This is a genomic window from Martinezella sp. CNPSo 3959, assembly GCF_057784355.1.
This window is the reverse complement of the sequence record NZ_JBXSOV010000003.1, coordinates 267,954-280,074: the sequence shown is the minus strand read 5'-3', so window position 1 is coordinate 280,074 and position 12,121 is coordinate 267,954. Positions and strand designations below refer to the sequence as shown.

The 12,121-nt window shown below is 60.0% G+C and carries 13 protein-coding genes and 2 pseudogenes; 5 read left to right on the top strand and 10 right to left on the bottom strand.

Features of this window, described 5'->3' with window-relative positions; all coding sequences use genetic code 11:
• Positions 1-22 precede the first annotated feature (22 nt).
• Together AC13RE_RS12010 and AC13RE_RS12005 are read left to right on the top strand one after the other, a co-directional pair.
• On the top strand, positions 23-946 hold the full coding sequence (locus AC13RE_RS12010; protein ID WP_488484632.1) for a LysR family transcriptional regulator: 924 nt from the start codon (positions 23-25) through the stop codon (positions 944-946).
• 7 nt (positions 947-953) lie between these two features.
• Entirely contained in the window at positions 954-2,351 is a 1,398-nt protein-coding gene (locus AC13RE_RS12005; protein WP_488563087.1) for an amidohydrolase family protein, read from the top strand.
• 18 nt (positions 2,352-2,369) lie between these two features.
• Here AC13RE_RS12005 and AC13RE_RS12000 read toward each other — a convergent pair whose 3' ends face one another.
• From AC13RE_RS12000 to AC13RE_RS11990, 3 genes and pseudogenes are all read right to left on the bottom strand, one after another.
• Positions 2,370-3,260: a dihydrodipicolinate synthase family protein gene (locus tag AC13RE_RS12000; protein WP_488563086.1), complete on the bottom strand. Its 891-nt coding sequence runs from the start codon at positions 3,258-3,260 to the stop codon at positions 2,370-2,372.
• Positions 3,261-3,279: 19 nt separating this feature from the next.
• Positions 3,280-3,621, bottom strand: a complete 342-nt coding sequence (gene fdxA, locus AC13RE_RS11995) for a ferredoxin (protein ID WP_488563085.1) — start codon at positions 3,619-3,621, stop codon at positions 3,280-3,282.
• 341 nt (positions 3,622-3,962) lie between these two features.
• Positions 3,963-4,034 (bottom strand): annotated as a pseudogene (locus tag AC13RE_RS11990) (IS6 family transposase); the annotation flags it as partial.
• A gap of 418 nt (positions 4,035-4,452) precedes the next feature.
• Here AC13RE_RS11990 and AC13RE_RS11985 point away from each other — a divergent pair.
• Positions 4,453-4,614 carry a hypothetical protein gene (locus AC13RE_RS11985; protein ID WP_488563084.1) on the top strand — a complete coding sequence of 54 codons (162 nt, stop codon included), beginning with the start codon at positions 4,453-4,455 and terminating at the stop codon, positions 4,612-4,614.
• 291 nt (positions 4,615-4,905) lie between these two features.
• Here the strand turns inward: AC13RE_RS11985 and AC13RE_RS11980 are convergent, their stop codons facing one another.
• From AC13RE_RS11980 to AC13RE_RS11950, 7 genes and pseudogenes are all read right to left on the bottom strand, one after another.
• The gene (locus AC13RE_RS11980; protein ID WP_488563083.1) at positions 4,906-5,358 is read right to left on the bottom strand and encodes a PPC domain-containing DNA-binding protein; all 453 of its coding nucleotides are present in this window, start codon (positions 5,356-5,358) and stop codon (positions 4,906-4,908) included.
• A 47-nt stretch (positions 5,359-5,405) separates the two neighbouring features.
• The gene (locus tag AC13RE_RS11975) at positions 5,406-5,651 is read right to left on the bottom strand and encodes an SDR family oxidoreductase (protein WP_488563151.1); all 246 of its coding nucleotides are present in this window, start codon (positions 5,649-5,651) and stop codon (positions 5,406-5,408) included.
• Positions 5,652-5,670: 19 nt separating this feature from the next.
• Positions 5,671-5,766, bottom strand: a pseudogene (locus AC13RE_RS11970) (SDR family oxidoreductase); the annotation flags it as partial.
• Between the two features lie 578 nt (positions 5,767-6,344).
• Positions 6,345-6,668 carry a MoaF-related domain-containing protein gene (locus AC13RE_RS11965; protein ID WP_488563082.1) on the bottom strand — a complete coding sequence of 108 codons (324 nt, stop codon included), beginning with the start codon at positions 6,666-6,668 and terminating at the stop codon, positions 6,345-6,347.
• Positions 6,669-6,740: 72 nt separating this feature from the next.
• A complete protein-coding gene (locus AC13RE_RS11960; protein ID WP_488563081.1) occupies positions 6,741-7,574 on the bottom strand; it encodes an aldo/keto reductase in 834 nt (277 codons plus the stop codon).
• Between the two features lie 15 nt (positions 7,575-7,589).
• A complete protein-coding gene (locus AC13RE_RS11955; protein WP_488563080.1) occupies positions 7,590-8,615 on the bottom strand; it encodes an LLM class oxidoreductase in 1,026 nt (341 codons plus the stop codon).
• A gap of 58 nt (positions 8,616-8,673) precedes the next feature.
• Positions 8,674-9,855, bottom strand: a complete 1,182-nt coding sequence (locus tag AC13RE_RS11950; RefSeq protein ID WP_488484627.1) for an MFS transporter — start codon at positions 9,853-9,855, stop codon at positions 8,674-8,676.
• Between the two features lie 153 nt (positions 9,856-10,008).
• Here AC13RE_RS11950 and AC13RE_RS11945 point away from each other — a divergent pair, with 153 nt between their 5' ends.
• Both AC13RE_RS11945 and AC13RE_RS11940 read left to right on the top strand, forming a co-directional pair.
• Positions 10,009-10,917, top strand: a complete 909-nt coding sequence (locus tag AC13RE_RS11945) for a LysR family transcriptional regulator (RefSeq protein WP_488563079.1) — start codon at positions 10,009-10,011, stop codon at positions 10,915-10,917.
• A 78-nt stretch (positions 10,918-10,995) separates the two neighbouring features.
• Entirely contained in the window at positions 10,996-12,120 is a 1,125-nt protein-coding gene (locus tag AC13RE_RS11940) for a zinc-dependent alcohol dehydrogenase family protein (RefSeq protein WP_488563078.1), read from the top strand.
• Position 12,121 lies beyond the last annotated feature (1 nt).

Sequence of the window (12,121 nt, the reverse complement as noted above, 5' to 3'; positions counted from 1 at the left end):
TCGAGATCGCCGAGGGCTTTTCATGCATGCCAGCATCCTGAAATATTTCACCGAGGTCGCACGCTCGGGATCCATCCGCAAGGCATCCGAAGAGCTGCATGTGGCAACCTCCGCCGTCAGCCGCCAGATCAAGAAGCTGGAAGACGAGCTTGGGACACCATTGTTCGAGCGCTTTTCCGACGGTTTGCGGCTGACATCTGCCGGCGAAATCGTGCTGCGCCATGCCAAGGAGACGCTGCAGGACTTCGAAGTAATGAAGTCCAATCTCGGTGACCTTCAGGGAAAGAATACGGGCCGTGTCCATATCGCCGCCCTCGACAGCCTGCTCGTTACGTTTCTTCCTGATTTCATCAAGAGGTTTCATAGGCTGCATCCTGCGGTCGACTTTCGCGTCCGAGCGGGAGCCTATAACAATATTTTTCATTTCATGGCGGCTGGCGACATTGATATCGGCATCAGCTTTGACCTTGCGACCCCACATGATCTGAAGCTTGTGGGCTCCATCCGCACAGCCTTCATGGCCATGGTCGCTTCATCGCATCCACTGGCGCGGGCTAAATCGGTGACGTTGCCAGAATGCGCTCAATATAAGCTGCTTCTGGCGCTCGACAGCGAAGTCGTCAGTTCGGCGATAGCAGTCGAACTTGCAGGACTCAATCGCGTGGGGCGAACCTTGGTCGCATCCAACAATCCAATCCTCCTCAAACCACTCATCATGTCGGGTGATGGGATTGGTTTTTTTACCCCGGTTGGACTCTGGCCGGAAATCCAGACGGGCGAAATCGTTGCCATTCCGATTCGGGACTTCAAACTCAGCACTGTCGATATCGCTATTTTCGTGCCGCGCGATCGGCATCTAACCCATGCCAGCCAGGCAGTCATCGAGTTGCTTAATACCGAGCTGCGCAGGTTCGGCGAGGATTTGAGAGCCATCGTCAGCAGATGAGAAAAGCATGAAAAAGATCCGCCTGCTAAAATGCCCTGGTCATGGCCCGGCCATACACTTCGATAGATTGACAGACCTGCCATCGCAATTTGGTGCAACGGCGGTACTGGCTGGCGATCTGATCATGCCGACACCTGTCAATGCCCACGATCATGGCTACGGCATCCGTACCCTTGATTTTGGCGCGGTCGACGACGCGCTTGAGATGTGGATACCGGGCTTGAGGCTGCGGCCGCGAACGGATCCCTATCTCGAGGCGCTTATCGCCTGCGGCCGGCTGGCCAAAACCGGCGTCGGGGCGACGATGCACTGCCATAACTCGCTCAATGTCGATCGTCTGGTCGATGAGGCAAGCGCGGTCATGCGGGCCGCAGGAGATATCGGCATTCGACTTGCACTGTCCTGTCCGCTGCTCGACCATGATGCCTGGGCCTATGATGGCGGGCCGCAACGCCTGAAGCCGTTTCTATCCGCGGGTGATTGGCAGACGTTGGAATCAACGATTCCAAGCTACGCTCCGACCTCCGCTCTGCTTGCGGCCGTCGAGGCGGTTGCTGCGGCCAACACCAGCCCACTGGTCGATGTGCAGTATGGGCCTATCGGACCACAATGGTGCTCGAACGCGCTTCTGGAGGCGATTGCCGAGGCTTCCGCGCATCATAATCGACGCATCCACATGCATCTGCTCGAAAGTCCGCGCCAACGCGTCTGGCTCGACCGCCGCTTTCCCGAGGGCGTCGTCACCTATCTCGACAGCATAGGCTTCCTGTCGCCGCGGCTCGCCATTGCCCATGGCGTCCAATTGCGTCCAGACGAGCTTGAACTGCTTGCCGAGCGCGGGGTGCAGCTTGTTAGCAATCCCTCAGCCAATCTGCGCCTTCGCTCGGGCATCGCTCCGATCGCCTCCGCGCTAGAGATCGGTGGCCCACCCTTTGCGATCGGCCTTGATGGTACCGGATTGGACGACGATCAGGATCTCTGGCGCGAGATGCGGCTTCTCTATCTCCTGCAGGGCGGTCGCGGCCTGACACGACGATTGACGGCGCAGAATGTGTTCGATGCCGCCATCCGCGTGGGCGGCCAAGTGATCAATGCCAACCAAGCCGAAGACTTCACCATCGTCGACTATCAGGCCCTGATTGCCGACGCCCTGTTCGACGATATCGACGAAGCGGAAATCCTGTTGACGCGCATGAGCGCCAAGTACGCCAGGGGGCTCATCGTCGCAGGCCGGGAGGTGATGCGCCAGGGAGAATTGACAGGCATCGACTTCGACGCAGCCCTGTCCGAACTTGGGGCACAGGCAAGAGCTGACCTGCCAAGGCTTGAAGAGCAGCGTCCTCTTGTCCGAGCTTTATCCGAAGCGACTCGCGCCTATTATGCAACCTGGCCCGGAATCTCGTGATATCGGGCCAGGCGGAGATCATGCGTCGACCAGCGCACCGATCCGTATTGCATCGAGGCCTTCGAGCCTCTTCTCGTCGCTGATCGGCAATTGCGGCGGCAGCACCCTGCTCCAGACAGCATTTCCGGTGCGCTTGCCAACGAGATGCTTGACGGCCGGAATGAGGGGATGGGCGGCGATCGTCTGCCGCAGACCTCGCACCTGTTCCAGCAGCTTGGCATTCTCCTGGTCGCACCACAGCCGCTGCGACGAGCGAGGGTCAATATTGACGGTCGCCGAGATGCAACCGGCATAGCCATCACGACCGGCATCGGCAAGTACCGCCTCGCTGCTCGGGAAAACGCCAAAGCCGGCGATCTTGGCAAGCTCGCGCGCATAGGCGAGATTTCCGGAACTATCCTTCGCCCCAAGAATGCGCTTTGGAAAAGCCTGCGAAAGCCGCGCCGACAAGGCGGGCGAAAACTCGATGCCGGTCAATTGCGGGAAGTTATAGAGGTAGATCGCGATCGGCGTCTCCGCCGTCATTCTCACAAGCTCGGCAAACCAGGCAAACAAGCCGTCTTCTTCGACCGGCTTGTAGTAATAGGGCGGCAGCACGAGCGCCGCCGCAAAGCCGAGATCGAATGCGCGGCGCGTCAACGCAACCGTCGTTTCCAGATCCGGCGTGCCGGTTCCGACCATCAGCCTGCTGCCATCCAACTCCCGCGCCGCGGTCGTCATGAGGGTGCTGCGCTGGGTGGCAGAAAGGGAATTGGCCTCGCCTGTCGTGCCCAGCACGTTCAGGAAATCGCAGCCATTGTTAAGGCACCAGCGGCCATGTTCGATGAAGGCGGCGCCATCGATGTCGCCATGATTGTCGAAAGGTGTGGGCACGGCGGCGATCACGCCGGCGATCCGGGTCTGCGTCACGAGAAGGCTCCTCCTACTATCAGAACCTGTTTTCGGTCTGGCTGCGATAGTCTGCCACGAAAGGATGATCGAGGCTGGTGACGCGGCTCCTGTCCCAACCACCGGGGGCGCCCCATCCGGTGACGCTATCGGCAAAGAAATCGCGATTGACTTCGCGCAGGAACAGCCGCTCCGCCGGCATTTCCTCGTCCCACAAGATGGCGTCGACCGGGCAAACAGAAAGGCAGAGTCCGCAATTGATGCATTCCTCCGGCTGAATGTAGAACATCCTACCGCCCTCGTAGATGCAGTCGACCGGACAAGCGACCGTACAGGCCCCATCTTTCATATCAATGCAGGGTTCGGTAATTACGTAAGCCATGACCTTCACCTCACGGCGCTCTGAATGACGCCTTTAGCAAACTATGACAAAGTGAAGCGTTCTTAAGAAGCGCCGATTTTCGGCTCTCTCCTTGCCGAAACGGCAATGGTCGGGGCCGAGAGAGGGGTACGAAAGGCACATGGCATAGGCCTTTCAGCCGACATTCAGTGGCCGCCTCGTGGTCTACTCATCTGCAGCAATATCATCCGAGAATGGCTTTTTCTTAGAAGATGGGGCGCTGAAAAAAGTCGTGAAGCAGCTCGCGGCGATGTATTGGCGCCCCCGCCGCGCTCCAAAAGCATTTCCTCGACCAGCCGCAGGCTCAAAGGGAACCTAAACTAAAGCCAGACCGCATGGACGATGATCTGCGGTGGAAAGCGGTGGTTCTTGTAGCTTACGATCGATAAATTCATCCCCGACCGCTCAGCCATCAACCGTTAAGCCACCAGCAACGTGACATCACCATTACAACGAATAGACCGTCCAACGAAATATCTGGAATCTGGAAAAGGTCGATGGCGCATCAGCCCTTCATCGGAAACTGAAGCCAACGCCCAGCGCAGTTGGGACCTGTCGCGACATCCAAGGGGCGCGATATCAGCCGCGCTACAGGGACGACGACGTTCCTCCGTCTCGGCACCACTATAGGCCTGTGGATGACGGCAATCGCCCACCGCCGCCTGGTGACAGTTTTTAAGATATCTGCGGAGTGCCGCATCAGTTGCGGTACTCCGCTCGTTTCTGACCACGCACAAGGACTGCCGGTACACTGCGCAGCGTACCGGCAGTTCTTGTGGACAACAGCTTCCGGAAAACATTGAGGTCATTCCGATGGATGAGATCCAAGATCTTGCCGCTCTGGACATAGATGAAATCAGAGCCTGTCTTGAGGCCCTTGCGCTACAGGCAAGAGAAATTTCCGGCAAAATGATGTCCGAGGGTACGGAAGCAGCTCCTGACAACATCGATGCGGATGCAGGAATATCCCGATAAACTTCTGGACATCCAGGTTGTGATCATCAAGTTCGTCCGGAAATGGTGTGGAAAATTCCAAGTCTGAATGGCCTAATTTATTGGGAGCACGTCAGATCAGTTCAAGATCATGTCCATCGACATCCAGGCCGTTCGAGATGGCAAGATTGCGCATTCCTACCACATCGAGGACTGGGCCGTGGCGATCAGGCAGATCTCTGCGAAATAATTCGCCGTCCTGCTTGCTGCTGTCAGGCATGGGCCCGAAAGGGTGCCCGGAGACTGGCAGCAGACACGCGCGAAGCGCATTCTCTAAAGGTTCATCACGTTCGCGCCGATATCGGGGTCAGCGCGACGTTCGAGTGTTTTCTCATGAACGGTGATCGTGATCTCCAGTGAGCCCGTGCCAACCTCAAGGGCCAGCAAATGGCCCCCGACGGCTGAGAAATCCGCGCCCGCTGCGACGCCGTGCGCATGGACGGACGGTTTGCCGTCCTTCCATGCAAGCGTGCCGGTTATACCGGCCATTTCCACGTTCTCGAAAACACCCGGATCATATGCCTTCCTGGAGAAATCGAAGAACCCGAATGTCACTCGGCCGGCAAAACCCAGGCCGACCAGTGTCGCCGACGGTATCTGTTCTGCCTCCATGAAACTTTCCAGTCGAGCAAAGGCATCGTCGCCATGTCGCAACACCATCAGATAACCAGTGGGTGTCTTCGTGTATCGGACGGCTTCGTGACCGTCGTTAGGCAGCTTTGTCATGTTTGCATTCCCAAAATGGAAGTGGTCGAGAAAATCCGGAGGCGGTCTTACAAGATGCAGAGATAGGCACCATCATCGATCAAAGTGCTCTGCCCGGTGACGTATCCGGCATGGGTGGAGCAAAGAAACGCACAGGTCGCCCCAAACTCCGATGATTCGCCGAACCGCCTGGCCGGAATGGCATCCCGCGACTGAGCCGCAACCGCGTCGGCAGACAAACCCAATGATTGCTCCTTGAGCTGCTGGCCCGACGCAGGCGGCGGGAAGCAGGAAGTTGATGGTAACGTTCGCATGGGCAACTGATTGGGCAACGCCGGCAAGAAAGCCGGTCAGCCCGACCCGCGCCCCATTGGAGAGGTCGAGCCCCGAAAGCGGCATCCTCACGGAAGCAGAGGTTATGTTGACCATGCGACCGAACCGGCGCTCGACCATGCCATCGATGACCTTCTGCACCAGTTCGATCGGCGTGACCATATAGCTGACGACACCCGCAAGCAGCGCCGCTTGTGTTTCCTCACGGCTGATGTCGCCCCAGGACAGCGTGCACGGTTGCGCCGGTCTCCTTTCGGATTTCGTCGGCCGTCCGCTCAAGACTTGCCGCATCACGACGATGCAGTCCGCCCGCGCCAGTGCCAAAGCGCAGGCCCGGCCGAACCCGGCACTTGACGCACGAACGATCGCAGTGCGCCCGTTCAATCCAATATCCATCCTGTCCTCTTTTGCAAATGATGTTGCTGCTTTCGATGCCTGCTATCACCAGCAGGATCGGATCCCCGATGCGCATTTGTCGTGCCAGCAACGTCACGGCCGTTACGACGAAGACGATCAGGGCGGCGGCCCACTCGATTCCCATAGCAGTTCTCCTTTCGATCTCCGGCTTTCGAGAATTCCTGACCGTGCTTCAGATCCTGCTTGATCCGTCGACGGCCCGCAGGGGGAACGCGGCCATCGTCATCGTCAAGTTAACCGTACCGCCCGCCGACTCGTCATGCCCTGTCTGTAAGCGGGCGCAGGGTTCCGGAAAGCCGGTAGAAGTCCGATTTCAGGGTGGTGAAGAAGGTCAGCGACGAACCCTTCCCGAAATTGTCGACATGCACGACGGTCGAGCCATCGGCCTCCTGCCAAGAAATGACGAAGTCGCCGCACCCGAGCTCCTGCCATTCGAAGGCGACCTCCGCAGTGGCGCCCTTGAGCGGGCCGCCGGTGATTTCATAGGTCAGACTATCTTTGTCGGCTGCATAGGCATTGGTGGCGACGAGATCGCCATAATCGACCTCGAAGGTTCGGCCTGCGAAGGGAAATGTGGACATTGGGATATTTCCATTGACGATCGGGGGGTGAGAAAATGAAGGGAGAGGCGTGACCGCCCTCCTTTCCGGATATCAGGCCGCCTTGTCCCAGACCGGCGCGAGGCCATCCGGCGACACGATGCGGCCGCCGGGAACAGCCAGTGCGTCGATGGCGGCCATTTCATCCGCCGAGAGCGCGAAGTCGAAAATCGCGAAGTTCTCGACTACGCGGGCCTCGCCGACCGTCTTGGACAGCGCGATGATGCCTTCCTTCTGAACGAGCCATCGCAGAACCACCTGCGCGACCGACTTGCCGTGGCTGGCGGCGATCTCCTTGAGGACGGCGTCGTTGAAGACCTTGCCGTCGGCCATGCCGTAATAGCCGGTGATCGACATGCCGGCCTTCTTCGCCGCGGCGATGACGACGTCCTGGTTGAGATAAGGATGGTATTCGATCTGGTTGGTGACGATCGAGGCCTTGGAGAGCTTGACCGATTCAGCCATCAATTCCGTGTTGAAGTTGGAAATGCCGATGTGGCGAACCTTGCCGGCTTCCTTCACCTCGTTCAGCGCGCCGATCTGCTCGGCAAGCGAAACCGCTTCATTCGGCCAGTGCAGCAGAAGCAGATCGACATAATCGGTCTTCAGCTTCTTCAGGCTCTCATCGACGGATTTGATGAAGGCGTCATGCCTGTAGTTCTCGACCCAGACCTTGGTGGTCAGGAAGATATCACCACGGGCGACGCCGGAATTGGCGATGGCTTCGCCGACTTCCGCTTCATTGCCGTAAATCTGCGCGGTATCCACATGGCGGAAACCGGCCTTCAGCGCATGCGGAACGATCCTGAGAACATCGGGACCAGGCATGCGGAACGTGCCGAAGCCGAGGGCCGGAATGGTGGCGCCGTTTGCGGTTACAGTGTGCATGGATTTGCTCCTTGATTATTCCGCAGCGGTCTTCGCCGGGGAGGGTTGGCGGTTGAGGACAGGCAGGACATCGCGCGACAATTCGTCGATCACCTGATCGAGCGGCCGCCGTGACGGCCGCAGCAACAGTGCGAGATGATCGACGCCGGCGTCTTCCAGCGCATTGAGATGATCGATGAAGGCATTGCGCCCGAGCCGCGCGCCGAAACGGCGCGGTGTCGGCTGTTCGTTCGGATCGTTGGCGAGATCGAGATGGAAGGCGCTGACAAAAGCGCCGCGCGGCAGGCCGAGACCTTTACGGGCAGCGGTCCAATCGCGGGCTTGGGCGGCAAGCCGCTCCGGCCCGTTCGGATAGACGAACCGTCCTTCCATATTGGCGGCGATCCAGTCCGGTGACTGTTGGCCCTGCCCGGCGATAATCATCGGGATCTGGGGTTGCTGCGGCTTTGGCAGCAGGTCGAGGCTCGGTTCGATCCGGCCGTCGCCGATCGGCAGACCGCCGGTCTTCCAGGCATCGCGCAGATAGGAAACGGCGCCACGAAACGCTTCGCCGCGACCCTCGAAATCAAGACCGAGCAGCGGATATTCCACCGGCCGGTCGCCGGAGGCGACGCCGAGGATGAGGCGACCTCCCGACAGCCTGTCGACGGAGGCGGCGGCCTTGGCGACCATCATCGGGTGACGCAGCGGCAGGACGACGGCGGCCGTACCCAGCGCCACGTTTTGGGTGATGCCGGCGAGGTAACCGAGATTGACGAAGGGATCGTAGACCGAACCGGCATCGCCGAAATTATTTGGATCGAAAACCGGCACGTCACGCATCCACACGGCGGCAAAACCGGAACGGTCGACCTGGCGGATGAGATCGGGATAGCGGGTGAGATCGGGAACGCCGAAGGGACAGCCTTCCCGGGCGCGCTGCTCTTCCCTCTCCGGCGACCAGTCATTGTCGAGCGGCAGTTCGATGCCGAGCGTCAAGCCGCCCGCGGGTTTGCGAATGAGCTCAAGCGCGGAAGAACAGCCTGTGTTTGAAGGGGACATCAGAATTCTCCGGAATAAATCGGGTCGGCCTGGCGCCTATGCGCCAGGCCTTCAGGCATCAGGCGGCCTTCAGCACCGGGGCCGCGCGGCGGTCAAGTGCGCCGCTCCAGATGGTCAGCAGCAGGGCGACGGCGACGAGGATGGCGCCGACCCACGGGGTCGATACGAGGCCCAGCGGCGATTCAACGACCAGACCGCCAAGCCATGCGCCGATGGCGATGCCGAGGTTGAAGGCGGCGATGTTCAGTGCCGAGGCGACATCGACGGCACCCGGACGGTGTTCCTTGGCGAGCTGCACGACATAAAGCTGCAGGCCCGGGACATTGGCAAAGGACAGGAAGCCGAGCGCCACCAGCGTGATGAGGGTCAAGACCGGCGAGACGGCCGTGAAGGAAAAGACGAGCAACACGATGGCTTGCGCCAAGAAGAGGCCGATCAGTGCCTTGACCGGGTTGTGGTTGGCGATCTTGCCGCCGCCGATATTACCGGCTGCAATGGCGATGCCGTAGAGCACAAGGATCAGGCTGACGCTGGATTCGGAGAAGCCGGTGACATCCTGAAGGATCGGCGCCAGGAAAGTGAAGGCTACGAAGGTGCCACCGTAGCCGAGTGCGGTCATGGCGAAGACGATCAGCAGGCGGCCGGAGCCGAGCACGCGGACCTGATCGAGAATGCTTGCCGGAGGTGCCTTCTTCAGCGTGTTTGGCAACAGCGCGGCGATACCGGCGAAGGCGACGACGCCGAGGGCGGCAACGGCCCAGAAGGTCGCGCGCCAGCCGAAGACCTGGCCGATATAGGTGCCGATCGGAACGCCGGTGACGATGGCGACGGTCAACCCCATGAACATCATGGCGATGGCGGAGGCGCGGCGGTTTTCCGGCACGAGATCGGCGGCGATGGTGGAGCCCACCGAGAAGAAGACGCCGTGAGCGAAGGCGGCAAGGACACGGGCGACGAGCAGAATCTCATAGCTTGGCGACAGGGCCGCGACGGTGTTACCGACGATGAACAGGGCCATCAGACCAAGCAGCAGCGGCTTTCTTTCAATCTTGCCGGTAAGTGCCGTCAGGATCGGCGCACCGAAGGTGACGCCGAGCGCGTAGACGCTGACGATGAGGCCGGCAAGCGGCAAGGTGATGTGGAGGTCGTTCGCGACAGTCGGCAGCAGGCCGACAATGACAAATTCCGTTGTTCCGATCGCGTAGGCAGCGATCGTCAAGGCGAATATAGCTAAGGGCATGACAGGTTCCTCTCCACTCACCGCCCGGGTGAGGGTTGCTGGACAGCGTCGCTGTCGGTTGGAATTGCTGTGACGCAATATGGTCGAAGAGGACTTGTGTGATAATCGACACTATTGGATAAGTAGCTTTGAATTGAATTCACAGGAGGGCGCATGGACAATCGCACCGGCGAAATGGAAGTGTTTGTAAGCGCTGCGGAATTGCAGAGTTTTTCGGCAGCGGGACGACGCCTGAAGCTCTCGCCGTCAGCCGTCAGTAAGCTTGTCACCCGCATCGAGGACCGGCTCGGAACCCGCCTGCTCGTCCGTTCCACCCGTATGATGACGCTGACGCCGGAGGGAGAGGTCTATCTGGCACGCGCCCGGAGAATTCTGGCCGATATCGCCGAGACGGAGCAGATCGTTGCGGCGGGTGCAAAACTGGTGCCGAGGGGACTGTTGCGGGTGAATGCGTCCGTTGGCTTCGGCGAACGGTATCTCCTCCCGCTCGTACCGGCCTTTCTGGAACTCTATCCCGAAGTCCAGCTCGATATCTCGCTGACCGACGGCATCATTGGCCTGATCGAGGAACGGACGGATATCGCCATCCGCTCCGGGGCCATGGATGACTCGTCCCTGAAAGCCAGGAAACTTCTCGACAGCCGGCGGGTCATCATCGCCTCACCGGCTTACCTCGAACAGCATGGCATGCCGAAGACACCGGCCGATCTTTCAGCCCATAATTGCTTCAGTTTCAATTTCCGTCGCAGCCTCAATGAATGGCCGTTCCGCAATCCGGGATCGACGGAAATCTATCGGCTGCCGGTATCCGGCAACAGCTCCGTCAACAGCGGCATGATCATGCGCCGGCTCTGTCTTGCCGGTAGTGGTCTCGGCCGCGTGGGCCAGTTCCATGTCCAACCCGATATCGATGCCGGGACGCTCGTGCCGGTGCTGGAAGACCACAATCCCGAAGATATCGAAGAGATCCATGCCGTCTTCGCCGGACATGAGCACCTTGCGACCCGCATCCGCGCATTCATAGACTTCCTCGCCGAACATGTCGGCAGGGACCGGGCATAGCGGTTGATGGAATTGCGCGTGCCATCAATGACGTGGAAAGATGGCATCGATGAACGACTTTACGTGGAGGGAGAAAGAATGCAGGTCAAAGCCGCGATATTGCGAGAGATGAATATGTCTCGCCCTTACGCCACCAGCAAACCGCTTGCGATCGAAGAAATCGAGCTTGCTCCGCCCGGCCCGGGCGAAGTCCTCGTCCGCATCCGTGCCGCAGGCCTGTGCCATTCCGATCTTTCCGTCATCAACGGTGACAGGCCCCGTCCGATGCCAATGGCGCTCGGGCATGAAGCGGCGGGTGTCGTCGAGGCGCTGGGCGAAGGTGTGCGCGATCTTGCGCGCGGCGATCATGTGGTCATGGTCTTCATGCCGAGTTGCGGCCATTGCATGCCCTGCGCGGAAGGCAGGCCCGCTTTGTGCGAACCGGGCGCCGCCGCCAATGCCGCAGGCAGGCTGCTGGGTGGCGCCACCCGCCTGAACTATCATGGCAGGGCCGTCCATCATCACCTGGGTGTGTCGGCCTTCGCCGAATATGCCGTCGTGTCGCGCAATTCACTGGTCAAGATCGAACGGGATCTGCCCTTTGTCGAGGCAGCACTTTTCGGCTGCGCGGTTCTGACGGGCGTCGGCGCTGTGGTGAATACCGCCAGGATCAGGGCCGGCTCGATCGCCGTCATCATCGGGCTTGGCGGTGTTGGCCTTGCCGCGGTTCTCGGAGCCCGGGCGGCGGGCGCCAGCAAGATCGTCGCCGTCGATCTTTCCGAGGAAAAGCTTGCGCTTGCCGGCGAACTTGGCGCGACCGCGGTGGTGAACGGACGCGATGAGGATGCCGTGGAGCAGGTTCGCGAGATCACCTCCGGCGGTGCCGATTATGCCTTCGAGATGGCCGGTTCCATTCGCGCCCTCGAAAACGCCTTCAGGATGACCCGGCGTGGCGGCACCACCGTTACCGCTGGTCTGCCGCCGTCAGGCGCGGCTCTGCCAGTCAATGTCGTCCAGCTGGTCGGTGAGGAGCGAACGCTCAAGGGCAGCTATATCGGCACCTGCGTGCCTCTACGGGATATTCCGCGCTTCATCGCCCTCTATCGCGATGGCCGGTTGCCGGTGAACCGCCTGCTGAGCGGGAGGCTGAAGCTCGAAGACATCAATGAAGGGTTCGACCGCCTGCACGACGGCAGCGCCGTTCGGCAAGTCATCGAATTCTGAA

Bases quoted from the DNA above. Each gene is read 5' to 3' on its own strand.
- AC13RE_RS11985 (WP_488563084.1), top strand. From the start codon at position 4,453: ATGGATGAGATCCAAGATCTTGCCGCTCTGGACATAGATGAAATCAGA.
- AC13RE_RS11980 (WP_488563083.1), bottom strand. From the start codon at position 5,358: ATGACAAAGCTGCCTAACGACGGTCACGAAGCCGTCCGATACACGAAG.
- AC13RE_RS11955 (WP_488563080.1), bottom strand. From the start codon at position 8,615: ATGTCCCCTTCAAACACAGGCTGTTCTTCCGCGCTTGAGCTCATTCGC.
- AC13RE_RS11965 (WP_488563082.1), bottom strand. From the start codon at position 6,668: ATGTCCACATTTCCCTTCGCAGGCCGAACCTTCGAGGTCGATTATGGC.
- AC13RE_RS11960 (WP_488563081.1), bottom strand. From the start codon at position 7,574: ATGCACACTGTAACCGCAAACGGCGCCACCATTCCGGCCCTCGGCTTC.
- AC13RE_RS11940 (WP_488563078.1), top strand. From the start codon at position 10,996: ATGCAGGTCAAAGCCGCGATATTGCGAGAGATGAATATGTCTCGCCCT.
- fdxA (WP_488563085.1), bottom strand. From the start codon at position 3,621: ATGGCTTACGTAATTACCGAACCCTGCATTGATATGAAAGATGGGGCC.
- AC13RE_RS11975 (WP_488563151.1), bottom strand. From the start codon at position 5,651: ATGCGAACGTTACCATCAACTTCCTGCTTCCCGCCGCCTGCGTCGGGC.
- AC13RE_RS12010 (WP_488484632.1), top strand. From the start codon at position 23: ATGCATGCCAGCATCCTGAAATATTTCACCGAGGTCGCACGCTCGGGA.
- AC13RE_RS11950 (WP_488484627.1), bottom strand. From the start codon at position 9,855: ATGCCCTTAGCTATATTCGCCTTGACGATCGCTGCCTACGCGATCGGA.
- AC13RE_RS11945 (WP_488563079.1), top strand. From the start codon at position 10,009: ATGGACAATCGCACCGGCGAAATGGAAGTGTTTGTAAGCGCTGCGGAA.
- AC13RE_RS12005 (WP_488563087.1), top strand. From the start codon at position 954: ATGAAAAAGATCCGCCTGCTAAAATGCCCTGGTCATGGCCCGGCCATA.